A 22819-nucleotide genomic window follows, 5' to 3' on the forward strand; every position below is an offset into this window, starting at 1 on the left:
GTGGCCTTCCTGTTTTTATGATAGTTCTATGTTTTCAGGCTGTTTTCAGAAATTAGGGCTATTAACGCTATTTGGGGCTTGTCCATTTCTGGTACGCTTTGCGCTGAACTTCTGAGAGAGAAGAAACCAAGTCAGCACGGTATTTCACCGTAGGGTCTTTGAGCAGCGTGACCGGTAAGATCATCAGCTGGCCGCTCCGGCTAACCACTACTTCCAAGACATCGCCTACTTCATACGCGGGTACAGACTTATTGATGTCGTCTGTGACACGGTATCCGTTCATGCCAATAATCTCGTCATTCACATTCAGGCCGGCTTTCCAGGCGCTGCCGTTACGGGTTACAATGGTCACCAAAGGTTTACCGCTGCTGGTGGAAATGGCCGCCCCTAACAAAGGCTGATTGGTATTCAGGTTTAAATCCGTCAGGTTGATGCCTACGGTGCTCAGGAAAGCATTGTATTCCGGCGTCTCTTTCCCGAACACGTACCGGCGGAAGAAATCATCCAGGGAACGGCCGGTGAACTTCTCTATTCCTTTCTGAAACTCCTCATCAGTGAAGCCCCGCTTTTTCTTTTTGTAGTACTCATCATAGAGGGCTTTCATGGCATCGTCCAGGCTTTTGGTGCCGTTAGTGGCTTTCAGGATCTCCATGTCCAGCAGCATGCCTAAAAGAGCGCCTTTGCTGTAGTAAGACAGGTGCGTGTTGTAGGAGTTCTCATCTGGGCGGTATTGCTTTATCCAGGCGTTAAAGCTGGACTCGGCCGCCGATACTACTTTGTTGCCGGGAGTATTCTCCACGCTGGTGATGCTGCTGCCAATTTTCTCCAGGTGCTCGCGCTCAGAGGTGAAACCCGCCCGGCGCATGATCACATCGGCGTAATAAGAAGTGAAGCCTTCAGAAACCCACAGCATGTTGGTGTACACTTCCTGGTTGTAGTCAAAAGGACCTAAGGCTATGGGCCGGAGGCGCTTCACATTCCAGAGGTGGAAGTATTCATGGGCTACCAGGGTAAGAAAACCATTATAGCCGCTTCTGGTCCCGTAAGCGGTACGGGTGGCATGCAAGGTGGTAGAGTTCAGGTGCTCCAGGCCTCCCCCGCCCGCTGGCAGGTTGTGCACAATGAAGAGGTAGTAATTCACCGGCAACTCCCCAAATACTTTGGCTGCTTCCTCGGTTACTTTCTTCATGTCTGCGGTCAACTGGGAAGGGTCATAATTGGCATCACCGTACATGGCTACCTCGTGCTTTACGCCATTGCTTTCAAACGATAATACCTGGTGGTTGCCTATTTCAATGGGAGAATCAGCCAAGACATCGTAATTGGGGGCTCTGTAGGTAAACTGCTGGCCAGGAACGGGAGCCAAGCCGGTAGAAACCTTGCTCCATCCCTTGAAAGGCACTACGGTCAAGGTAGAGGGCAGGTCTTTGTGCCCTTCTGGGTACATGAACACGCTGGTGCCGTTCAGGTAACCATGACTTGCATCAAGAAAGCTGGTTCTAACGGTTAACTCAAACGCATACACCTTGTATTTCACCGTCACGTCTTTGCCGCCGCTGGCAACGCGCCAGGTATTCTTATCTAACTTGGAGGTACTCACAGGCTTGTCTCCCACAAAGGCTTGAAACGCCTCCACATTCTTGGGGAACTCTCTGATTAAGTAAGAACCCGGAGTCCAGACAGGCATGGTCAGGTCCAGGTTCTTTCCTCTGAAGTCTTCCAGCCGCATTTCCACCTCAAAATAGTGTGTGTGAGGCTCTGGCATGGAGAGACGGTAAGAAATAGTGGGCGCCGCCGAGGCGGAGGACGAGAATATCACTGACAGCAGCAGCAACACTCCCGATGCCCAATAATGGATTATTTTTTGCATGAGTTAGTTGGGGTGAATTTTAATAAAAACGAATTATACGGCTAAATACCTGTTAATCCAAGGATTTACCCTCTGCGGGAAACCGCAATACCTGCCCTGAACGTATGCAGACCAAAGTCCCGTCTATGAAGAAAATTTGGATCATTTTTGGATTACTTCTTTCCCTCATAATTCTGTACAAAGCCATTTTCGGGTCAGGCAGCCTGTTTGATTCGGCGGTGACAAGAACCAGTTCAGATGGCAGGGACAAGGTTTTCCATGATGACACCACTGCCAGGAAAGATTCCACCTCTGCGCAGGAGGCTGCTTCTTTAGGAGTTCTGGAAGGTAACTACGCCACCAAAGCCGACAGTATTGTGGCTTTTGCGCTTCAACGCTACGGCATAGACTATGAATATGGCGGCGTCACGGAAGAAGGCTTTGATTGCTCCGGATTCATCACCTACGTCTACAACCATTTCGGGGAAAAACTGCCGCACGGTTCCTCTGAGCAAGCCAAATTAGGCGAAAGCGTGTCCATGCAGGAAGCCCGGAAAGGGGATCTGATCATCTTCACCGGCACTAATCCAGAAGACCGCACTCCCGGCCACGTGGGCATTGTGATTACCAACGCACCCAAACCCATCCAGTTTGTGCATTCCTCATCAGAAGGCGGCGTGAAGGTTAGCAAAGTGGAAGGTACTCTTTACCAGAAGCGGTTTCTAGACATCCGCCGGGTTCTACCTTAAAGGACCCCACTTATTGTTTACCGCCTATTTTTATGAAAACAGCTTAGAAACCCATTCTGGGCAAAAATGTACAACAAGGCATACATTGATTGTACAACCCAACTCTTTGTAACAGAAAACCTTAGCAGTTAACAAGACTTTTCCTAGAAAGAGCCTGAAACGAAAAGTAGCTGATACTCAATAAGTACAAAACCTAGTCTGTACATCTAGGTAGTAATACCTTTGTGCCTCAGAAAAGTACGGACAAAAAAATACCCGGCCATTGCAGTAGCCGGGTACGGAATCCTTTGAAACGGTATCAAGCAACACAGGAAGGAACTGCCTCCCTCTAGTGCCTGTCTACCTCATGTCGGATTCGCCAGTAGACCAAAGTCTGTCTAGCAAGCTTCAACACGGTTTACGGTTGACACATGAGCTAGGCTTGATACATTCTTACTGGGATTAGACACTTTTACCTCCTTTCTTTTAGTCCGACATAAACCCGACCGCTTTTCCAAGTACCTTATGGTTCAGCAGAGGGGCCCGGAGCACTCGCTTCCGTTTTATAAAGTTAAAAGACGGAAGGATAGTTCAAAAGGTTTGATGAAAAAATTTATGTTTTTTCTTTTTCACTAGATTTCTCTGAGTTGAAGAATACCCATAACCACACCAAGGCCAGCAGAAACTCCGCGGCGGCATCTAAGAGGTAGATATCCAGGATCACATCTCGGGTTGCATATCGCACATCTACGGCTCCTAGCCCTAGGGCGCAGAAAAAAGCTAGCAGCTCGGGGCTTCTTTCCCTATGTACCTGAAAGGCAGCCGCTAACAAAGTGGCACCTACGGCTAACACCAGGATGCCCACCGTAACCACCAGCCAAACTTCATTCTTAGGACCAGTTACGGCCAGAAAACTTGGCATGTGCAGCAAAGGCCAGATACCCGTCAAAGCATAGAAAATGCCTTGCCCTATCAAAAGAGTTTTGCGCATGAAGAAGCTTTTTCTCAGGTTCAAAATAGTTGATTCCTTCTACGAGAAACTTTCAGCAGCTGTATTATTTCGGAACATTATTTGCTTATATTTAAAAACAAAACCAAACTATCAAACAACCACACGTATGAGAAAGATCTTTTTGTTAGCTCTTTTCCTTTGCTTAACCACCCTTGGTTGGGCTCAGAAAAAATCTCCCATTGGTATCTGGACCAATGAAGAGAAAGAAGCCCGCTTTGAAATTTACCAGTGCGGCGACAAGCTCTGCGGAAAGATCATTTGGTTGAAAGAACCCAACAGAGACGGCAAGCCCAAACTTGACCAGTTCAACCCAGATCCCAAGCAGCAAAAACGACCTATTATTGGCTTGGTTTTCCTTAAAAACTTCTCTCCAGACGGGGAAGGCAAATGGGATGACGGAACTATCTATGATCCTAAATCTGGTAAAACCTATTCTTCTTACATGAAGCTGATGGGCAATGATAAAATGGAAGTGAAAGGGTATATAGGTATTTCTTTGATTGGGCGCTCCCAGGTCTGGACCAGGGTTCAATAAAAGAAACGTTATAACATAAAAGAAAGCGGGAGCAATTATCATTGCTCCCGCTTTCTTTTGATAGGGCATCTTCTCTTTAAAGCTTCAGGAAAAAGCCAGATCTGAGTAGCGCACCCGTATCAATTCTTACATCTACCTTAAGAGAAATAGGAATCTATCTCCTGTAAACCTTTAACAAAGGTCAACGATCTTGATTTTCTTGTCTCTGAAGATGAAGGTTTCGCCCTTGGTTTTACCGGCCATGGCTTGAAACACCGGAGACGCCGCGGAAATAGCGTAGTACTTTTCGCCATCCAGGCTGATCTCGCCTAGGCTTACTGAAATGAAATAGTTCTGGGCATCGGTTTTTACAATAGAACCCAAAGAAATATCTTCATTCACTTTATTGCGCACAATTCGCTTCAGGATTCCCAGCTTACCAATAGCCTCGTCTAGCTGCTTAGCAAACATGTCCCGTTGGATCTGGCAAGCTTCTCTGAAAGACTCAAACTTATCCTCAATAGCTCCCTGGCTTTCGTTGGCACTGGTTTGAGCCTCTTCCATGGCTTGCCGGGCATTGTCAACAAAATCTGTTTGCTGACGCAGGCATTCATCTAATAACCTATGTTTTATATCCAGGTCAAGAGTGGTTTCTGTAGTCATAGACATAGTTTTATCAGTAGGTAAATAGTTTAACTTCGGTTTTCAGGTAAGTGCATGAAAGCGCTCAGGATTGATTTGCTCTCTCCTGTTAGATAGCTGTTTTAAGGCTGTTTTTAGGAAATCAATGCAAGACGTGAAGGATTACTAAATAACTTGCAAAGCTTTAAACTGATAAACTAAGATTTTGTTTAGAAATAAACATAAAAAAAACGAGATTTCTATTTTAGAGCTTCAGAATACGGGTTTGCGTTACCTCCCCTGCCGTCAAGAACCTAATCAGGTAAGCCCCGGGCCGGAGGTCTTCCACCGAAAAGGATGTTCCTGATAAATAGAATGTTCTGATGTGCCTGCCCACCATGTCATAAATAGAAACCTGTTCCGGCATCCCTTTGCCCCCCTTCAGATTCACCCTACCCGGAGTTGGATTTGGGTAAGCTACTAACTCTGTCTGACCAGAATAAATGATGGAAGGGTCCTGGCGTACATTGGTTACCTCCAGCAGCCATTGGTTAGGGTCTACCTCAATACTGGTTACGGTACCACTCACTTTGAACTGATACTCTTCTGTAGGTTGGTCATGGAGTACAACCACCACAGTATCTTTCTCGGTGGTCCTGATCTTGTACTCCACCTCCGTGGTAAAGAAGGGAGTAGCTGTGCTGGAAGTAGACTGATTTGTTTTGATGTAGATGTGGTTTCCTTCCTGCGCCCATGCCACGTCAAAGTAAGGGTATCCCTCGCCATACACCCACTGGTCAAAGAAATACTGGAAGGACTTGCCGCTCACCCGCTCCACTACCTGCTGGAAGTTTCGGGTATTGGCCACCTGGTACCTGTATTCCTGCCGGTACTCGCGTAGAATCTGGAAAAAAAGCGCATCATTCTGCAACGCATGCCGAAGCATGTGCAGTACCATGGCTCCCTTGCGGTAAGAAAGCGCTGAACTGAAAATACGGGCAACATTGGTGCTGTCTTTCACAAACACAGATCCCTGCGGTTGTCCCAGGGCACTTTGGTTCGCCCGATTGATCCAAGCTATCTGCTCGCCGGGCAGCAGTCTCTCCAAAGCCAGGTATTCACTGTAAGAAGCAAAACCCTCGTTCAGCCAGATATGGCTCCAGTCGGCGCAGGTTACTTCATCACCCCACCACTGGTGAGCCAGTTCATGCGCCGTAAGCGTAAACTCAAAGGAAGATTGGGTGGTCATGGTTTGGTGCTCCATGCCCCCGCCAATGGGTGCCATGCTGTGCCCGTATTTCTCCTTATGGAACGGATAAAGGCCGAACAATTCTGAAAAGAGTTGCAGGAAATGTCCAGTGCGGTCTATATCAGTTTTAACAGCGTTCAATGAGCCCGGGTAGATATAGTTCTGCACCAAAACCTGCGCAGGCGCACCTGGAATCTGGACCTGGAACGAATACTCGTCATAGTGGGCCACGGCCACTGAGATCAAGTAGTAAGCTATCGGGTAATTTGATTTCCACTCATACCGGTGCTTTTGGTTGGGCAAGGGAGTAACGCGCTGCAACACCCCGTTAGAACCTACTTTGTTGGCCACATTGGTGGTTACCCAAACATCTACAGAATCGGCTTTGTCGCTCAGCAACTGCTTACAGGGAAACCACTCTGAGGCGGCAAATGGCTCACTTAAACTCCAGGTAACCCCTCCCCATGGGTTGGAAGCCGCGTTGAATCCGTTACCGATGGCTGCCCCTGCCCCTGATGGGGCCCTGCCCGCATAGAAGACCTGCACCCGGAACTTGCCTTGCCTGGCCTTAGCCGCAGGAAAGGTTGCTACTGCCTCGCTGCCAGAACGTCTTACCGCGCTTGACACCCCATCTACCAACACTTGCTGAATGGTGAAATTAGGGTGCAACTCAAAGGCGAACTCAGAAAGAGAATTCCCCTCCACAGAGCCAAACAAAGTAACGTTCCCGCTTATGTCCAGGGAGTTCTGTTCAACATTCAGGTCCAGCTTATACCAGTGCAGATCATACTGCCTCATCATCTCCCGGTGCTCCTCAGAGGTGATCCCGTCGGCTAACAGCAAAGGGGTAGTGGTAAGCCTGGCAGCGGCACATGGGTGCTCATCTTTGTGTTGGGCCCAGGTCTGGCTCCAACCGCTTAAAACCAGGAAAATGATACAGGCAATGAATACCCTTGCGAAGGATGGTGAATAAGGTTCAGGCAAGTGGAAGCGCATACCGGCTATACGGGAAGACCCGGGAAAAATGTAGTAGTAAAACGCGGAAAAGGCCCGGAAAGTATTTTCCGGGCCTTTTCCCAAAACTACACAGAAAACGCTACTGCACCACTACTTTGCTTGATTGGGCTGTATTCCCAATCTGCAATTGTACCACGTACACTCCTTTCCCAAATTTGGTCAGATCCAAGGCTTTGGAGTAATTCCCCTGGATAGTTCCCAGATCTTCCTGGTAAACGGTTTTTCCCTGACCATTCACTACCCGCACCTGGGCCTTGGTTTTCTTGGGCACGTTGAAAGCCAGGTTCACTTTGCCGCTGGTGGGGTTAGGGAAATACGTTACTTCCAGGTTACTCGCCTTAGCCTCTGCTTTCCTCCGGTTGGCCCTGGCTTCTTTTTTACTGAGGGGTGCTTTTGCTGGCTTCAGAATAATGAATCTGGCAGTACCCTCATCAGTAAACCTGGTAGCTTCATACTCCCCTTCCTCCAGAATAAACTTGGAGTCGCTATTCTTTAGCCGAAAAATTTTAAGGTCGCCGGTTTCATCTTTCTCCACCTGAATCCGCTGCCTTAAGAGGAAGGTATCTGGTCTGGTGTGCAGCAATGAATCTACCCGAAAGAAAGTACGTCCCCTAACCAGTGAATCCAGAATAATATGGGATCTCAGCCGCACGGAATCTCCTGATAGGTAAATCACTTTTGACTCAAGGTCCCTGACCCGGCCAGCATCCATGGTTTCTATGCCATAGACCTTCACACCTTTCAACCTCCTGAAGACGGAGACTGGTACAGCAGACCTGAACTGGACGGCTTTCAGGGAATCTCCCGCATGTAAAGAGAATATCCGGGTTGGGCTCAGGTTTTCCCCGTGTCTTATTCTAGCCGGTTTAATTTTCTTAGCTCCCAATTGTTTAAAAGAGGTACCACTTTCCTCTAGTTTCTTCACCACCTCTTGCAGTGACTTACCTTCCTTAACGGTGAGGGTAGTATCCAGCAACAGGAATTCGCCATCCTCCTCTTTCAGGATTTTTACCTTCGCCTGTTTAGTGGGCGCAGCCTTATCTTTCTGTTTTGTCTGGGCCAGCACGGGGAAAAATGCGCTTGCCCCCAAAAGCACCATAGAGGCCAGGCATTGCAGCAAGTATTGTTTCTTCTCCATAAAATTAATAATTTAGGTAGTGCTAAATAGTTGATTGATACAATATTACTGGGTATCTTTTTGAGAAGAGGTTAAGGCTTGGTTAAAGTCTGTTAATGAAAAGTTAAAGATGAATTTGCCCTCAAATAACCCTTTATCTTTGTTGTGATGAGAAAGAAAACACTGCTTTGGGTTATTGTACTGATGAGCATCTCCCTCATAGGGCTGATAGGATTCCAGGTATACTGGATCCAGCATGCAGTACAAATGGAGGAAGAGGTTTTTGACCGGAATGTGAACGATGCGCTTCATCAGGTAGCCCGCCGGTTGGAGACCCAGGAGGCCATGCACTTCCTGAAAGAAGAAGCTCCCCAAATCACGGCTGCGGCCTTAACCTTAGATGCTCCGGTTGCAGAAATAACCAAAGACGAGGACCCTAAGCCAACTCAGAAACTACAGAAGAAACCGGCCCCAAAAGGCTCTTTTAATCTGAAAGTAAAGTACACCGAAACAGAAGTTCCTGAAGGGCCAGTACTGGAGCCGGTACGCATAAAGGTTTCTCCATCCCAGGCGCTTACCGAGGTCCATGGATTCGGCGGGGAAACCGTTCTGAAAGGCGTAAGAATCCCCCACGGGAAAGCCGTAGTAACCGGGAAAGAGCCTATTGAGATCTTCGGGAAAGGTGCCACAGACTCTGTAGTGGTATGGAAAGTTCTCGCTTCCCAGGCCCGGCACGCAGATTCTGTTCTGAAAAAAGGCACGGTGCGGTACTATCACCGAAACAACTCTGATACTGATGTTGTGTTCCGGGTGGACAGAGACACCCTCTACCCTGCCCGGGCAAATGAGTTAATCAGGCTCATTAACCCAAAAGACATTAAATCCATTGAAGTGAAGGGCAAGGCCATTGATATCTTAACCGATACCCTCATCACGAAACAGCTCAGGAAAGCCTTTACCTTATCCGTAGACACGTTACTAACCGGGCACCGGTATATTGCCGCCAAAAAAGGAGCCTCCCAGCCCCTCACCGCCGTTTACCATTCCTCCACTGATTTTACCCGGCCAGTTACGCCTACCAGAAGTCAAGCTACCCGGGAAAGAACTGCGGCTCCTGCCCACCGGGCCACCCCAGAAAAAGAGAAGCACCAGAAAGCCCAGGCCAAAGCCCAGCACCTGAACCAGGTAATGCAGCAGATGGCCGTAGAGTACGTGCGTAAAGAGAAACCCCTGGCCGAGCGCTTACACCAACTGAACCTGCAGGAACTGTTGGCCGCCGAGCTTCATAACCGCAGCATCTCTACTCCTTACCATTGCTCTCTGCAGTCTGCGGCCAACTCTAAAAACGCGAGTATAGTACTGGCTTCTTCTGGCAATAGCCTTATTCCTACTAACCTGCAGGAAAATGAATACGCGGTACGGCTGTTCCCGAACGATGTGATGACCGCCCCTAGCTTCCTGTTGCTCAAGTTCCCGAACCGTAACTTGTACGTGTGGCAGAGCCTGCTGCTTCCTTCAGTCATCTCGGTTTTGTTCACGTTGATCATCATTCTCACCTTTTCTTTCACGCTGTACACCATTCTGCGTCAGAAGAAGATTTCTGAGATCAAGAACGATTTCATCAACAACATGACGCATGAGTTCAAAACGCCCATCGCTACTATTTCCCTGGCTTTGGATGCGCTGGTGAACCCCAAGGTGCGCTCAGACGAGGTGCGGGTAAATTACTACGCCCGCATCATCCGGGACGAGAACAAGCGCATGCACCAGCAGGTGGAGAAAGTGCTGCAAACCGCCCAGATGGAGCGGCAGTCTATTCAACTGGCCTGTGAGAAAGTGGATGTGCACCAACTCATCAGGAAAGCCGCCGAGCCGTTCCAGCTCCACATTGAGCAGCGGCAGGGCGCCCTGGATCTGAAACTGGATGCGCAGGAACCCTTTGTCTGGGCCGATCCCGGTCACCTGGCCAACATGGTCGCCAACCTGCTGGACAACGCCAATAAGTACTCGCCCAATGCGCCTAAGATTGTGATCCAAACCACCACCATCTCCAAAGGGCTGCACATCTCGGTGGAAGACCAGGGTGTGGGCATGTCACGGGAGGCGCAGAAACGGGTGTTTGACAAGTTCTACCGCGTGCCCACCGGCAACGTGCATAACGTGAAGGGCTTCGGGTTGGGGCTGAGCTACGTCAAAACCATGGCCGAGGCGCACTCCGGTAGCATCCACCTTCGCAGCGAATTAGGCAAGGGTAGCAAGTTTACCATTTGGCTGCCTTTTCAGAAAAACATCAGTTAATCAGATCGTTAACGTTAACCTATTAATCCATGACTGCATTGTCTGCCACCCGCCTTCTGTTGGTTGAAGATGACCCAAACTTTGGGATGGTACTCAAAGATTACCTGGAGCTGCACGACTATGAGGTAACCCTCTGCACCGATGGCATGCAGGGTTTGCGCGCCTTCCAGAAAGACTCTTTTGATGCCTGTATCCTGGATGTGATGATGCCGCTCAAAGACGGTTTCTCCCTGGCCACCGACATCAAAAAGGCCGATCCCTTAATGCCGGTGATCTTCCTGACCGCCAAAGCCATGAAGGCCGACATGCTGGAGGGTTTCCGGATTGGGGCCGATGACTACATCACCAAGCCCTTTGACTCTGAGATTCTGCTCTGCAAACTGAAAGCCATTCTGCAACGCAAAGTGACGCCGGCCACACCTGAAAAATCGGCCGCCACGGAGTACCAGTTAGGGCAATACCATTTCAATTTCAAGACCCGCCTGATCACCCGCGACACTGAAACCCAGAAGCTATCACCCAAAGAGGCGGAATTGCTGCTGTTACTGTGCCAGTACCTCAATGACGTGCTCCCCAGAGAAGTGGCCCTGAGCAAAATCTGGAAAGACGATAACTACTTCACCGCCCGCAGCATGGATGTGTTTGTCACCAAACTCAGAAAATACCTGAAAGGCGACCCCAAAGTAGAGATCATCAACGTGCACGGCAACGGTTTCCGGTTAGTAGCTCCAGCCATTGAAGCCCAGGAGATCGCAACTCCGCTCTGATCTCAAATTGCGCTTGCCGCTTAAGTTCAGCTGCCCCGTTTCAAGGCTGTTTCTCTAAAGGAGCCTTAAAACGGGGCAGCTTATTTTATGAGGTCTTAACTAATTAGGGCCTGACTCTAGGTAAGGCAGGTAAAAGGCACGAGGAACATTCATTACATCTGATTTACGCCTGTTTTCCGGAAATCAGGTTCAAAACGAGCCTGCAGTAAACAATTCAGCAACGGAGAGATAAAAAGGTCCGGAATTATTGAGCATATTCACAGCTTCAATAAGTACGCTGAACCATAAACCCTCAAGCACATGAAGCGCATTGCCATTTTTCCCGGCTCCTTTGATCCTTTCACCAACGGACACTATGATGTAGTGCAGCGGGGTTGCGAGCTGTTTGACAATGTGATTGTGGCCATTGGGAACAACAGCAGCAAGAGCCGTTATTTCTCGGTGCAGGATATGGTAACCATCATTGAGGGGGTCTTCAAAGACAACCCTAAAGTGTGGGTACAAGCCTACAAGGGCCTTACCGCCGATTTCGCGAAGGAAGTGGGCGCACGTTTCCTGCTGCGCGGTTTACGCAACACCACCGATTTTGAGTACGAGAATACCATCGCGCAGGCCAACCGGCACGTGAACCCAGATCTGGAAACGGTTTTCCTGATTACCTCTCCCCGCCTGGCCGCTATAAATTCTTCAATTATCAGAGAGATTCACCGCTTTGGAGGAGATGTACAGGATTTTATCCCTTTCCACCTTTCTTCATTGCCCTCAAATAATCCCGGATAACGAACTGAATGGAGGCATAGGAATCTGGCAACACTTCCAACACTTCATCGGGTGTCATGAACCGGACTTCCTCAATGAACTCCTCGGCTTGGGGTTTCATGTAGGTATCGTCCAGGCACTGCATGGTGAACCAGCTGGTCTTCTTCAGGATTTTCTTGCCTTTGTAAGCGTAGGAGTGCCAGGTGTTGGGAAGCTCGCCGGTAATGGCCACTTTGATGTTACACTCCTCCTCTACCTCGCGCAGGGCGCCTAATTGCACGTCTTCGCCTTTGTTGAGTTTCCCTTTAGGCAAATCCCAGATGCCCAAACGGTGGATCATGAGAAGTTTTCCGTCTTTCTCCACCAGCCCGCCGGCCGCCTTGATGATCTTGAACTGATCTTTCAGGTGCTCAATCAGTTTCTTCTTTTTCTCGGTGACCAACGTGAGGGAATCAAGCTTCTTCAGCTTTTTAACCTCCATCAATCTAACCAATCGATCAATCAAAACTGCGTCCACGTCGCGGATGAGCACGTCACCAACCAGGTCCTTGGAAGTAAATTGATCGTCTTTACCTAGCACCAAATCATATTTGTGCTTAAAGATTTTTTCACTGCTTTTCTTAATAATCAGTGGGATGTCGTTGATAAAGACATTCATGAAGTAGTCGCTTTTGTACGGAGCGTATATTGATACAAAATAAGAAATAAAAATCATAGGGCACAAGACGTGCCCTGAGGGAAAAGATTTGCAGTATTTGCGTAATTTCGCCCATGCCACACACAGAAACCGCCGCACAGATTGCGGCCTACCTCCTGGAAACCCAAGCGGTTCGGCTCCGTCCGGAGCAGCCTTTCAAGTGGAGCTCCGGCTGGAACTCCCCCATTTACTGCGATAACCGCGTTACGCTGTCTTATCCGCATATACGTTCTTACATTAAAAATGCGCTGGCAGACGCCATTCAGGCCCAGTTTCCAGATGTACAGGCCATTGCTGGCGTAGCCACGGCGGGCATTGCGCAGGGAGCACTGGTAGCAGATATACTGAATTTGCCGTACTTATACGTACGTCCTGAGCCAAAGAGCCACGGAATGGGCAACCAAATTGAAGGAAAATTAGAAGCCGGCCAGCGCATTGTGCTGGTGGAAGACCTTATTTCTACCGGAGGCTCCTCCCTCAAAGCTGCCAAAGCGGTGCAAAATGCCGGCGGCGAGGTCATTGGCATGGCGGCCATCTTCACCTACGGCTTCAACAAAGCCGACGAGAATTTCGCAGCTGCCGGCATCCCAACCGTGTGCCTGAGCAACTACAACGCCCTTTTAGACATTGCGGCCAACCAAGGCTACATCTCCTCAGAAGCTATCTCCACGCTGGAACAATGGCGCCAGCAACCCGAAACCTGGGGAAAGTAAAAATTTGAATGAGAGAATGAGTGATTGAGTGAATGGCAGAAGTAGAACAATTAAGAACTTGAGAGGTAGAACTCCACAGGCGCTTTAACTCTGGTTTTCGAAAAACAAGGCTAAAAACCGGAATTTACTCGTATCGCCTCATTTAGCACCTTTACACTCACTCATTCTCTCAATCACTCAATCACTCATTATGAAAATTGGCCTGCTCTCCGATACGCACGGGTACATGGATGACCGGATCCTGACGTTGCTCCAGGGAAGTGACGAAATCTGGCATGCCGGCGATTTTGGTACCGCCGAGGTTTCTGAGCGACTGGCGGAGGTTGCCCCGATCCGCGGGGTCTTCGGCAACATTGACGGCTCTGATGTGAAAGCCCTTCACCCAAAAACATTGCGGTTCAACTGTGAAGGTTTAGACGTGCTCATGACGCACATTGGCGGTTACCCCGGAAAATATGCACCAGAGGTTCGGGCGCTCATCAAAGAAAATCCGCCGGGCCTGTTCATCTGCGGCCACTCCCACATCTTAAAAGTAATGCATGACGCCAGGCACGGGAACTTGCTGCACCTGAATCCGGGGGCTGCCGGCAGGCACGGGTTTCACCGGGTACGCACCATGATGCGGTTTGAGATCCTGGAGGGCAAAGTACAGCACCTGCAGGCCATTGAGCTAGGTAAAAGGGCATAAAAAAAGTGTAACCGTTGATGGTTACACTTTCAACTATCTTGTGGTAAGAGTAAATGCGTCCAATTTGCCGAAAGGCAGCAGGCGATAGAAAAAACGCAGTAATTACTCAGCAGCTGCCTCAGTAGTGGCGGCCGGAGCGGTAGCGAAACGAGCTTTCAGCTCTTCAATATCTACGTTTTTGATTACTGGAGTACTCAACAACTGCTTAATCACGCGCTGCTTGTTGTTCTGTCTTGCTTTATTCTTACGGTCTTTTCTTTTTAATCTAGTAACTGCCATCGGTCAATATTTAAAATTGAATCGCAAAAGTAAGTTATTACTTTTACAATCTCAACAATTACGCCTAAAAAAACACATGAATCCTTTGATAGATCTCCGGAGCGACACCGTTACCAAGCCCAGCCCTGCCATGTTGGAAGCCATGTTCCAAACCCAGGTGGGAGACGATGTCTACAGTGAAGATCCTACCGTGAATGAATTGCAGGCTTACGGGGCCAGCCTTTTCGGGATGGAGGCCGGTCTTTTCTGCCCTTCCGGCACCATGACCAACCAGATTGCCATCAAACTGCACACCCAGCCTTTGTCTGAGGTAATCTGTGAACGCACCAGCCACATCTATTTATATGAAGTAGGCGGCATTGCCTTTAACTCGGCGGCCTCGGTACACCTGATTCAGGGCACGAGGGGGAAAATCACGCCTCAGCAGGTGGCCGATGGCATCAACCCAGACAACATCCATCATCCGGTTACCAGTCTGGTGTCTCTGGAGAACACCAGCAACAAAGGCGGCGGTTCTTATTATACACTGCCCGAAATTGCGGCTATTTCTGAGGTATGCCGCCAGAACAACATTCCCCTGCACCTGGACGGCGCCCGCGTGTTCAATGCCTTGGTAGCCACCGGCGAAAACCCGCAGGAATACAGCCGCTATTTCAACACCATCTCGGTTTGCCTTTCCAAAGGATTGGGCGCTCCGGTGGGTTCCCTTCTCTTGGGCCCGAAACCACTGATCGAAATAGCCAAGCGGGTGCGCAAAGCTTTAGGCGGAGGGTGGCGCCAGGCCGGTTTCTTAGCCGCCGCCGGACTTTATGCACTTAAAAACAACATTCAGCGCCTGCAAATTGACCATGATAGGGCTGCCCTGTTAGGCAAAGTGCTGCAGGAAACCTCCTATGTAGTGGAAGTGCTCCCGGTGGATACCAACATTGTCATCTTCACACTGGCCCCGGAGGTGAACCCCAACGTTTTTATCAGCTACCTGGAAGGGAAAGGAATCCTGGCCTCCACCTTCGGTCCGCAGCAAATCAGAATGGTCACGCATCTGGATTTAACCGATGCCATGATTCTGGAAATCATCACGGCCATTCAGAGTTTCAAGGACTAAGAATACCTTTAGATACTTCTTTGTTTTGGGGCTGCTTTTACTAAAATGGTACCAAAACAAAGAAGTGTTTGATTAGAGTATAAACTCAATAGAGTTTACTATCTTAAATAGAAAATACATCTAGCAGCTATTTGATAAAGTATATACTCCCCCTGTTTATTTTTCTGTTTCTAAGTAGTGATTCATTTTCTCAAATAGAGAATTACCACAACTTTTACTCAGTAGATCAACATGCATTAGGAACCCCTAAAAACCATCATAAAGACGTAACTGGTTTAACTAATTATCTGATTAAACCTTTTGACTCAGATATTGAGAAAGCCAGAAGCATTTACTCCTGGATAGTCGCTAATATCAGGTATGATCATGCCTTAGCAAAACAGAAAAACAGAAAACGGTCCTCTATAAAGCTCATATTAAACAAGAAAAGAGCCGTTTGCTTAGGCTACAGTGACCTATACAAAGCAATGTGTACTATTGCAGGCATTGAATGTGTGGTTGTACCTGGGTATTCACGCTTCTATAACTTCAACGCAAAAAGGAAAGAGAGATTCACTTGGTCTGACCACGCCTGGAATGCAGTAAAACTTACCGGGAAGTGGCACCTGCTTGATGCCACCTGGGAGAGAAAGGAAGAGGAAAAGAATGGAAAAACCATTGGGCAGGAGTATTTCCTGGCCAACCCCAAAAGCTTTGTTCTAGACCATCTCCCTGAAAATCCAACCTGGCAATTACTCTCATGTCCTATCTCCTTGAATGATTTCAAAACAGGAACGGATGAGTTAACTAAGCAATTAGATAATGATGCATTTTGTATTAGCTTTAAAGACAGTATAGCAGCACTTCATAAGCTCCATCCTGCCCTGAAAGAATTAAAAGAAGCGCAGGATGCCTATCATTATAACCCAGATAATCATTTATCAATCGGTCTAGGTCTTTATAACTATGGATCATTTCTATGCAACATCAATTCAGTCAACAAAGAAATTGATGTGGATGCAAGGAAACAAGGACTTTCCCAAGGGCTTACATATTACAAGGAATCCTTAAAACATTTAAGGAAAGCAAAGAAGCCACTCATTGTGCTTTCCTGTAAGAAGAAAATCAATTCGACTAAAAAGCAGCTCCAAAGATTAGAGAAAAAAAGTTGATGAAAAATCGCCTGTATCTTTTAATTCACTCCTAGAAAATTAGATTTACTTTTGGTTTGAAAACTGTATTACCAACAAAACCTGAAGCGTAATTACCATGTCCATCACCACAGAAGCAGAATTACTAGGAATGCAGAAAATCAGTGCCGCCGTGGCTGAAACCCTGCGTCAAATGCGGGAACACGCCAGACCCGGTATGACCACCAAGGAACTGGACGATTTTGGCGGCGAGCTTTTAGCGGCGGCGGGGGCCAGATCTGCTCCTAAACTCACCTATGGGTTCCCGGGCTGGACCTGCATCAGCGTGAACAATGAGGTGGCGCATGGTATTCCGTCGGCTTCCAGAGTGCTGCAGGAAGGTGATTTGGTGAACATTGATGTTTCGGCGGAGTTAGGTGGATTCTGGGCCGATAACGGCGGCTCCTTTGTTTTGGGACAGGATCTGCACCAGCGGCAGCCTTTAGTAGAGGCATCCCGGCAAATCCTGGAAAAAGCCTTGAGTCAGATAAAAGGCGGCGTGAAAGTTTCTGAGATTGGTTTTCTGATTGAAACAGAGGCCCGAAAGCGCGGCTATAAGGTCATCAAAAACCTGGCAGGCCATGGGGTGGGCAGAAGCCTGCACGAGGAACCGCATGATATTCTGAACTGGGGCGATAAATTTAACCGCACCCGTTTCAAGAAAAACTCGGTAGTGGCCATTGAAACGTTTATCTCCACCGGTTCTACCTATGCCATTGAGCAGAAAGACGGCTGGACCTTACTTGGCAACAAAGGCGGGTTTGTAGCCCAGCACGAACACACCATTGTGGTGACCGATGGTAAACCTCTGATTCTGACCGCCGCTAACGGTATCTAAAAAAATTTATCTTACCGGGAATAAGGGTAAACCCTTCTCTTTCTATCTCTATAATACAGATGCTGCTAATCTGTCGTTTGCCTGGGTGTTGTTCAGGATAATCCAATACAGAACCTTAGTTTTCTTAGATGCCTTCCTTCCTTCGGTTGCCAATGGCGCGGTTCCTGTGGCTGCTCCTGTTCTTCGTGAGCGGGAGTGGCTTCTTGCATGCCAAACCTATTGTAGGCGCTAAGGTCCAAAATCACCGGAGTGCATTCATTTCAACCCTTTCCAGCAGATTACCCTCCATCGCCCTCCCCTATTTTTTTGCCGGAAGTGATTCTACCTCCTGCATCATTCCTTTCACCCGGGCCGGAAACCTTATCCTTATCCAGGCCACCGCTGATACCACTGCCGGCAACTTCATTCTGGACACAGGAGCCCAAAACCTGGTATTGAACATCACCTACTTTCGGGATTACCCTAAAACCAAGGTAAGCAACGCCGAGAGAACCAGTGTGACCGGTGCATCTCCTACGGTCCTGAAGACGGTGGTAAGGGATTTCTCCTTCGGTACCTTACGGTTTTTCAGAGCCAAGGCAGATTTAGTGAACCTGGGTCATATTGAGAACAGCAAGCGGGTGAAGATTCTGGGCTTGTTAGGGATGGAGCTGTTCCGGCAATGCGAAATGATCATTGATTACGAGCGGAGCCTCATTTACCTTCACCAGATTGGCAAGAAGGAAGCAACTTCTTACCGCGGCAAAATGTTACAGGATACGGCCGCCTTTCATACCATGCCCATTGATCTGAAAGATAACCGGATAATCGCCCACACTGAGATGGCTGGCAAGAAAGTTGATTTCATCATTGACTCAGGCGCCGAGACCAACATCCTGGACAGCCGCTTGCCCAACAAAGTATTTGAGAATGTAACGGTCACCGGCAGGGTTCTGGTAAGCGGCACCGGAAACCGCAAAATAGAAGCCTTGCGGGGAGACTTGAAAAATATAAAGCTTGGGAGCCAGGACATTCCCTCACTGCCCGTGCTCATCACTAGCCTGGAGAACACCTGTTTTTCGTATAACGGATGTGTGAATGGCGTTTTAGGATTTGATTTTCTCGCGGCCAACAATAATAAAATAGGCTTTAATTTTGTGAGGCGCGAAATGTACATATGGAAATAAACAGGAACCGGCTTTCTCAGCAAATTTGGCTTCGCCTCTGCTGGTGTACTATCTTCTTGGTAGTTGGCCTACAGGTGCACCTTTTTGCCCAGACACCGGGAAAAAAATACATGGTACGGGACGGTCGCATGCTCATTGAGCTGAGCAAGCAATTGGCCCCCACCTCCGTTGACAGCTTTCTGGTTCAGTTCAACCTGACTGATCTGGGCCTCAAGCATTTTCTAAAGACCGGCAACCCAGATTCTCTGCAGCAGCAAGGCTGGCATATTGAGCACAATTCAGACCAGCTTGTCGTGATCACCAAACCCCTTATGGTCTTTGAAAGCATCAAAGATCCGGTGGACCGCATCATCTTCACTGAGAAGCACCCAGACATGGTAGACCTTTTCCCTATCATCAACCAACAGGTGGTGTTTGGGTACAATCGGTTTAAAAACAAGGGTCTTTTCCCGGAAAGGGACTCGGTGGTCACGTTTTACCTCCGGAATAACCCCTCGGCCCGAAAAGTCTACCTGGCCGGTACCTTTAACCGGTGGTCGCCCAACAGTTTGAAGATGACCAGGGTAGACAGCGGGTGGATTGCCCAGGTGCCCCTGCAAGCGGGAAAACACTTGTATAAATTTGTCATTGACGAGCATTGGGAGCTTGATTTTGACAATCAACTGCGCGAGAACGACGGCCGGGGCAATATCAACTCAGTGTACTACAAGACCAATGTGGTTTTCCGGCTGAATTCCTTCCAAAACGCCAAAAGGGTGTACCTGGCCGGGAGCTTCAACAACTGGCGCGAGCGGAATTTACAGATGACCAAAACCGCACGGGGGTGGGAACTACCTCTATTCCTGGCCCAAGGCTCCCATGTCTACAAGTTCATTGTAGACGGAAGATGGTACCATGACACCACCAACCCTGAAACTGTACCGGACGGGCACAACGGTGTGAACTCTATCCTCCGGATTGGGCCTACGCACCTGTTCAAACTTGACGGTTACACCAATGCCCGGGAGGTGTTTCTAGCCGGTAACTTCAACAACTGGCGGGACTTTGAATTACCCATGAAGAAAACCCCATCGGGCTGGGAACTTCCCTACTCCATAGGGCCGGGTAATTATGAGTACAAATTCAAAGTGGACGGGAAATGGGTACTTGACCCATCTAATCCTCTCAAGGTAAAGAACAACGAAGGAACCGGTAACTCTTACCTGATTCTTTCCCCTAACCACACCTTCCGGTTGAAGAATTATGGCCAGGCCAAGGCAGTCTATCTGGCTGGAGACTTTAACAACTGGGATCCCAATGCCCTGCTCATGAAGAAAGAAGGCAATGATTGGGTGTTCAGTCTGCATTTACCGGTGGGCAAAAACCGCTATAAATTCATTGTAGACGGTGAGTGGATTATTGACCCAGACAACAAACTCTGGGAACAGAACGAGCACCAAACGGGCAACTCCATCATCTGGGTAGAGCAATAAGGCAACTCCTTCCCGTTTCAGGTCTGTATTCTGGAAAACAGGCCTGAAACGGGGAAAGTCTCACAAATACCTGAATATTCCTTTTCTACCTTCTGAGAGTTGCCTCTGCACAGAAGGTTTCTTCTGCTCCAAAAAAGGAACATTCTTTTCCCCTAAAGCCAGAACATGGGTGAGCTGCATTGAAGCAAAAGTGCTAACTTCCACCGTCTGCACCTGACTCACCGCTCAACTATGAAAAGAACTCTTTCCTTTCTCTTCTGTGGCCTTCTCCTTTGTGGCTGCACCACTACCAAACAGACGCCTTCCATGGAGGTCCCAGATGAGGTACAGGAACCGGGTTATCTTACCCAATCTTTGTTCACAGATAAAACCGCCACCGTCTCAGAAGAGAACATCCAGCGCATTTTGTCCAGCCAGTACAAACTACCGGCTACCGCCAGGGTGGCCCTGGTGAAATTGGAGGCGCCTTCCTCCCGAAGCTATTACTGGAACGATGAAGATTACCAGAAAACCCAGCAGGCATATGTTGACCAACTGAACGAAGAACTGAGGAAGAACAGCAGGGTTCAGCAGGTGGCTACCATCCCTGATTTGCTCCTCCCCCAACCCGCCACGTTCACCGGCATCCGCGAGGCAGCCGTACGCATGCAGGCAGACCTGGTGCTGGTTTACTCCATCTCCAACGACATCTATTCAAAATACAAGCTGTTTTCCAAAACCGACATCAAAGCCTTTGCCACCACCCAGGTGCTTCTGATGGACGTAAGAACCGGCCTTGTACCCTTTACCACCGTAGTCACCCGGGAGTTCCAATCAAAGAAGGCCGAGAATGAGTTAGACATCCTGGAAACCCGAAGAAGAATTCAGCGGGAGGCCGGACTGCTTACCATCAGGGAAATAGGTCAGCGGCTTTCAACCTTTCTGGCCAGCAAACCTTAACCCCAAATCAAAGAACCTAGTCGGGCTGCTACAATGTAATCCTTTGCGGGATTTTAGGGCTATTTTCCTGAAATCGGCCTCAAAACGGAGAAGTACCTGTATTTTGAGAGAGACATCGGGGCAAACCAAACATTTTGCCGGCGGTTCCAATTATTTAGAGTAACTTTGCAGTCCATAAGACAAACACTACTTATGGCTTCTGCTAAATACATTTTCGTTTCAGGAGGCGTTACATCCTCACTGGGAAAAGGCATCATCTCAGCTTCTTTGGCTAAATTACTGCAAGCGAGAGGCTTCTCCGTAACCATTCAAAAGTTTGACCCCTACATCAATATAGATCCGGGCACGCTTAACCCCTATGAGCACGGTGAATGTTACGTAACCGATGACGGTGCCGAAACCGACCTGGATTTAGGGCACTACGAGCGTTTCCTGAACGTACCCACGTCACAAGCCAACAACGTTACCACCGGTCGCATCTACCACAGCGTAATTACGCAGGAGCGCCAGGGTGCCTACCTGGGCAAAACCGTGCAGGTAATCCCTCACATCACCGATGAGATCAAGCGCCGCATGTTGCTGCTGGGTCAGAGCGGTGAGTTTGACGTGGTTATCACTGAGATTGGCGGTAGCGTGGGCGATATTGAATCCCTGCCTTTCATTGAAGCCGTGCGTCAGCTGCGCTGGGAACTGAACCCCAACGACAGCGTGGTGATTCACCTTACCCTGTTGCCGTACCTGAAAGCAGCCGGCGAGCTGAAGACCAAGCCTACCCAACACTCCGTAAAAGCGCTGTCAGAGTCTGGGGTGCAGCCAGATATTTTGGTATGCCGCTCAGAGTACCCTATTCCGCCGGAGATGCGCAAGAAAATCGCGTTGTTCTGCAACGTGGCGCCCAACGCCGTGATTGAGTCTCTGGATGCCGAGACCATCTATGACGTGCCGCTGCTCATGAAAAAAGAGAAGCTGGACGAACGCGTTATCAAGAAACTGAAACTGACCAGCAAACAGGAAGTGAACCTGGACAGCTGGAAAGAATTCCTGGGCCGCCTTAAGAACCCCACCGAAGAGGTAAACGTGGCCTTGGTTGGGAAATACGTAGAGTTACCAGATGCCTACAAATCCATCATTGAGGCTTTTATTCATGCCGGGGCTTACAATGAGTGTAAGGTACACCTGAAGTTTATCCAGTCTGAGTACATCACTGCCGAAAACGTGCACTCGCACCTGGAAGAAATGGACGGCGTTCTGGTGGCACCGGGCTTTGGAGAGCGGGGCTTTGAGGGCAAACTGGAAGCCATCCGGTACGTGCGCGAAAACCAGATACCTTTCTTTGGAATATGCCTGGGCATGCAGACCGCTGCCGTGGAATTTGCCCGTAATGTGCTGGGTTTAAAGGATGCAGCCTCCACTGAGATGAACCCATCTACTCCCCACCCTGTTATTGATATGATGGAGGAGCAGAAAAACATCACGCAGAAAGGGGGAACCATGCGCCTGGGAGCGTACGCCTGTGACCTGAAAAGAGGTTCCAAAGCGTACCAGGCCTACGGCAAAGGGCACATCTTTGAGCGTCACCGCCATCGGTATGAGTTCAACAACCAGTACCTGCAAGCCTTTGAAGAAGCCGGCATGCATGCCACAGGCGTGAACCCAGACACGGGTTTGGTAGAGGTGATTGAATTACAAAACCACCCATGGTTTGTGGCCGCCCAATACCACCCAGAACTGAAAAGCACGGTCCTGAATCCGCACCCACTCTTTGTTCGCTTCATCAAGGCCGCTATCACGCACTATAAAAACAGAACCAAATAATAACCCT

21 protein-coding genes are annotated in these 22819 nt (G+C 48.8%); 14 read left to right on the plus strand and 7 right to left on the minus strand.

From position 1 onward, the window contains the following. Nucleotides 1-67: 67 nt before the first annotated feature. Entirely contained in the window at nucleotides 68-1870 is a 1803-nt protein-coding gene (locus tag JT719_RS03385) for a M61 family metallopeptidase (RefSeq protein ID WP_242693063.1), read from the minus strand. Between the two features lie 125 nt (nucleotides 1871-1995). Here JT719_RS03385 and JT719_RS03390 point away from each other — a divergent pair, with 125 nt between their 5' ends. Further along, the gene (locus JT719_RS03390) at nucleotides 1996-2598 is read left to right on the plus strand and encodes a C40 family peptidase (RefSeq protein ID WP_207431066.1); all 603 of its coding nucleotides are present in this window, start codon (nucleotides 1996-1998) and stop codon (nucleotides 2596-2598) included. Nucleotides 2599-3190: 592 nt separating this feature from the next. Here JT719_RS03390 and JT719_RS03395 read toward each other — a convergent pair. Next, complete coding sequence (locus JT719_RS03395; protein ID WP_207431068.1) at nucleotides 3191-3568, minus strand: hypothetical protein; 378 nt, start codon at nucleotides 3566-3568, stop codon at nucleotides 3191-3193. A gap of 127 nt (nucleotides 3569-3695) precedes the next feature. Here JT719_RS03395 and JT719_RS03400 point away from each other — a divergent pair, with 127 nt between their 5' ends. Further along, complete coding sequence (locus JT719_RS03400) at nucleotides 3696-4124, plus strand: DUF2147 domain-containing protein (RefSeq protein WP_207431069.1); 429 nt, start codon at nucleotides 3696-3698, stop codon at nucleotides 4122-4124. 171 nt (nucleotides 4125-4295) lie between these two features. On the opposite strand, the gene JT719_RS03405 is transcribed toward JT719_RS03400, so the two are convergent. The 3 genes from JT719_RS03405 to JT719_RS03415 all read right to left on the minus strand — a co-directional run bounded on the left by JT719_RS03405 (nucleotide 4296) and on the right by JT719_RS03415 (nucleotide 8128). Continuing rightward, nucleotides 4296-4766, minus strand: a complete 471-nt coding sequence (locus JT719_RS03405) for a hypothetical protein (RefSeq protein WP_207431070.1) — start codon at nucleotides 4764-4766, stop codon at nucleotides 4296-4298. 223 nt (nucleotides 4767-4989) lie between these two features. Next, nucleotides 4990-6969 carry a M1 family metallopeptidase gene (locus JT719_RS03410; protein WP_207431074.1) on the minus strand — a complete coding sequence of 660 codons (1980 nt, stop codon included), beginning with the start codon at nucleotides 6967-6969 and terminating at the stop codon, nucleotides 4990-4992. Between the two features lie 100 nt (nucleotides 6970-7069). Then, a complete protein-coding gene (locus tag JT719_RS03415) occupies nucleotides 7070-8128 on the minus strand; it encodes a T9SS type A sorting domain-containing protein (RefSeq protein WP_207431075.1) in 1059 nt (352 codons plus the stop codon). Between the two features lie 147 nt (nucleotides 8129-8275). Between JT719_RS03415 and JT719_RS03420 the strand changes: the two genes are divergently transcribed. The 3 genes from JT719_RS03420 (at nucleotide 8276) to coaD (ending at nucleotide 11952) form a co-directional block, all read left to right on the plus strand. Then, nucleotides 8276-10405 carry a sensor histidine kinase gene (locus tag JT719_RS03420; RefSeq protein WP_207431077.1) on the plus strand — a complete coding sequence of 710 codons (2130 nt, stop codon included), beginning with the start codon at nucleotides 8276-8278 and terminating at the stop codon, nucleotides 10403-10405. 29 nt (nucleotides 10406-10434) lie between these two features. After that, complete coding sequence (locus JT719_RS03425) at nucleotides 10435-11172, plus strand: response regulator transcription factor (protein ID WP_207431078.1); 738 nt, start codon at nucleotides 10435-10437, stop codon at nucleotides 11170-11172. 300 nt (nucleotides 11173-11472) lie between these two features. Beyond that, nucleotides 11473-11952, plus strand: a complete 480-nt coding sequence (coaD, locus tag JT719_RS03430) for a pantetheine-phosphate adenylyltransferase (protein WP_207431079.1) — start codon at nucleotides 11473-11475, stop codon at nucleotides 11950-11952. Here coaD and JT719_RS03435 read toward each other — a convergent pair. Then, entirely contained in the window at nucleotides 11906-12589 is a 684-nt protein-coding gene (locus JT719_RS03435) for an NUDIX hydrolase (protein ID WP_207431080.1), read from the minus strand. The genes coaD and JT719_RS03435 overlap by 47 nt on opposite strands. Before the next feature lie 113 nt (nucleotides 12590-12702). Here JT719_RS03435 and pyrE point away from each other — a divergent pair, with 113 nt between their 5' ends. Both pyrE and JT719_RS03445 read left to right on the plus strand, forming a co-directional pair. Next, on the plus strand, nucleotides 12703-13341 hold the full coding sequence (gene pyrE / locus JT719_RS03440; protein ID WP_207431081.1) for an orotate phosphoribosyltransferase: 639 nt from the start codon (nucleotides 12703-12705) through the stop codon (nucleotides 13339-13341). 190 nt (nucleotides 13342-13531) lie between these two features. Further along, on the plus strand, nucleotides 13532-14029 hold the full coding sequence (locus JT719_RS03445) for a metallophosphoesterase family protein (protein WP_207431082.1): 498 nt from the start codon (nucleotides 13532-13534) through the stop codon (nucleotides 14027-14029). Nucleotides 14030-14131: 102 nt separating this feature from the next. On the opposite strand, the gene JT719_RS03450 is transcribed toward JT719_RS03445, so the two are convergent. After that, a complete protein-coding gene (locus JT719_RS03450) occupies nucleotides 14132-14308 on the minus strand; it encodes a hypothetical protein (protein ID WP_207431083.1) in 177 nt (58 codons plus the stop codon). A 76-nt stretch (nucleotides 14309-14384) separates the two neighbouring features. Here JT719_RS03450 and JT719_RS03455 point away from each other — a divergent pair, with 76 nt between their 5' ends. The 7 genes from JT719_RS03455 (at nucleotide 14385) to JT719_RS03485 (ending at nucleotide 22812) form a co-directional block, all read left to right on the plus strand. Further along, on the plus strand, nucleotides 14385-15413 hold the full coding sequence (locus JT719_RS03455; RefSeq protein ID WP_207431084.1) for a threonine aldolase family protein: 1029 nt from the start codon (nucleotides 14385-14387) through the stop codon (nucleotides 15411-15413). 131 nt (nucleotides 15414-15544) lie between these two features. Next, the gene (locus JT719_RS03460) at nucleotides 15545-16564 is read left to right on the plus strand and encodes a transglutaminase domain-containing protein (protein ID WP_207431086.1); all 1020 of its coding nucleotides are present in this window, start codon (nucleotides 15545-15547) and stop codon (nucleotides 16562-16564) included. A 97-nt stretch (nucleotides 16565-16661) separates the two neighbouring features. Next, nucleotides 16662-17420 (plus strand): type I methionyl aminopeptidase, encoded by a 759-nt coding sequence (gene map, locus JT719_RS03465; RefSeq protein WP_207431087.1) that lies wholly within the window; start codon nucleotides 16662-16664, stop codon nucleotides 17418-17420. A gap of 128 nt (nucleotides 17421-17548) precedes the next feature. Next, nucleotides 17549-18586 carry an aspartyl protease family protein gene (locus JT719_RS03470; protein WP_207431088.1) on the plus strand — a complete coding sequence of 346 codons (1038 nt, stop codon included), beginning with the start codon at nucleotides 17549-17551 and terminating at the stop codon, nucleotides 18584-18586. A gap of 110 nt (nucleotides 18587-18696) precedes the next feature. Further along, nucleotides 18697-20058 (plus strand): early set domain-containing protein, encoded by a 1362-nt coding sequence (locus JT719_RS03475; RefSeq protein WP_207431089.1) that lies wholly within the window; start codon nucleotides 18697-18699, stop codon nucleotides 20056-20058. Nucleotides 20059-20289: 231 nt separating this feature from the next. Further along, complete coding sequence (locus JT719_RS03480; protein ID WP_207431090.1) at nucleotides 20290-20997, plus strand: hypothetical protein; 708 nt, start codon at nucleotides 20290-20292, stop codon at nucleotides 20995-20997. Between the two features lie 192 nt (nucleotides 20998-21189). Further along, nucleotides 21190-22812, plus strand: coding sequence for a CTP synthase (locus JT719_RS03485; protein WP_207431091.1), 1623 nt, complete (start codon nucleotides 21190-21192; stop codon nucleotides 22810-22812). Nucleotides 22813-22819 lie beyond the last annotated feature (7 nt).

This window comes from Sabulibacter ruber (assembly GCF_017355955.1).
Lineage (GTDB): Bacteria > Bacteroidota > Bacteroidia > Cytophagales > Hymenobacteraceae > Nibribacter > Nibribacter ruber_A.

What these genes read in the sequence shown, in the direction of transcription:
- pyrE (WP_207431081.1), top strand. Translation starts at nt 12,703, where the DNA reads ATGCCACACACAGAAACCGCCGCACAGATTGCGGCCTACCTCCTGGAA.
- JT719_RS03425 (WP_207431078.1), top strand. Translation starts at nt 10,435, where the DNA reads ATGACTGCATTGTCTGCCACCCGCCTTCTGTTGGTTGAAGATGACCCA.
- map (WP_207431087.1), top strand. Translation starts at nt 16,662, where the DNA reads ATGTCCATCACCACAGAAGCAGAATTACTAGGAATGCAGAAAATCAGT.
- JT719_RS03445 (WP_207431082.1), top strand. Translation starts at nt 13,532, where the DNA reads ATGAAAATTGGCCTGCTCTCCGATACGCACGGGTACATGGATGACCGG.
- coaD (WP_207431079.1), top strand. Translation starts at nt 11,473, where the DNA reads ATGAAGCGCATTGCCATTTTTCCCGGCTCCTTTGATCCTTTCACCAAC.
- JT719_RS03415 (WP_207431075.1), bottom strand. Translation starts at nt 8,128, where the DNA reads ATGGAGAAGAAACAATACTTGCTGCAATGCCTGGCCTCTATGGTGCTT.
- JT719_RS03395 (WP_207431068.1), bottom strand. Translation starts at nt 3,568, where the DNA reads ATGCGCAAAACTCTTTTGATAGGGCAAGGCATTTTCTATGCTTTGACG.
- JT719_RS03385 (WP_242693063.1), bottom strand. Translation starts at nt 1,870, where the DNA reads ATGCAAAAAATAATCCATTATTGGGCATCGGGAGTGTTGCTGCTGCTG.
- JT719_RS03450 (WP_207431083.1), bottom strand. Translation starts at nt 14,308, where the DNA reads ATGGCAGTTACTAGATTAAAAAGAAAAGACCGTAAGAATAAAGCAAGA.
- JT719_RS03390 (WP_207431066.1), top strand. Translation starts at nt 1,996, where the DNA reads ATGAAGAAAATTTGGATCATTTTTGGATTACTTCTTTCCCTCATAATT.
- JT719_RS03455 (WP_207431084.1), top strand. Translation starts at nt 14,385, where the DNA reads ATGAATCCTTTGATAGATCTCCGGAGCGACACCGTTACCAAGCCCAGC.
- JT719_RS03405 (WP_207431070.1), bottom strand. Translation starts at nt 4,766, where the DNA reads ATGACTACAGAAACCACTCTTGACCTGGATATAAAACATAGGTTATTA.
- JT719_RS03400 (WP_207431069.1), top strand. Translation starts at nt 3,696, where the DNA reads ATGAGAAAGATCTTTTTGTTAGCTCTTTTCCTTTGCTTAACCACCCTT.
- JT719_RS03485 (WP_207431091.1), top strand. Translation starts at nt 21,190, where the DNA reads ATGGCTTCTGCTAAATACATTTTCGTTTCAGGAGGCGTTACATCCTCA.
- JT719_RS03475 (WP_207431089.1), top strand. Translation starts at nt 18,697, where the DNA reads ATGGTACGGGACGGTCGCATGCTCATTGAGCTGAGCAAGCAATTGGCC.
- JT719_RS03435 (WP_207431080.1), bottom strand. Translation starts at nt 12,589, where the DNA reads ATGAATGTCTTTATCAACGACATCCCACTGATTATTAAGAAAAGCAGT.
- JT719_RS03480 (WP_207431090.1), top strand. Translation starts at nt 20,290, where the DNA reads ATGAAAAGAACTCTTTCCTTTCTCTTCTGTGGCCTTCTCCTTTGTGGC.
- JT719_RS03470 (WP_207431088.1), top strand. Translation starts at nt 17,549, where the DNA reads ATGCCTTCCTTCCTTCGGTTGCCAATGGCGCGGTTCCTGTGGCTGCTC.
- JT719_RS03410 (WP_207431074.1), bottom strand. Translation starts at nt 6,969, where the DNA reads ATGCGCTTCCACTTGCCTGAACCTTATTCACCATCCTTCGCAAGGGTA.
- JT719_RS03420 (WP_207431077.1), top strand. Translation starts at nt 8,276, where the DNA reads ATGAGAAAGAAAACACTGCTTTGGGTTATTGTACTGATGAGCATCTCC.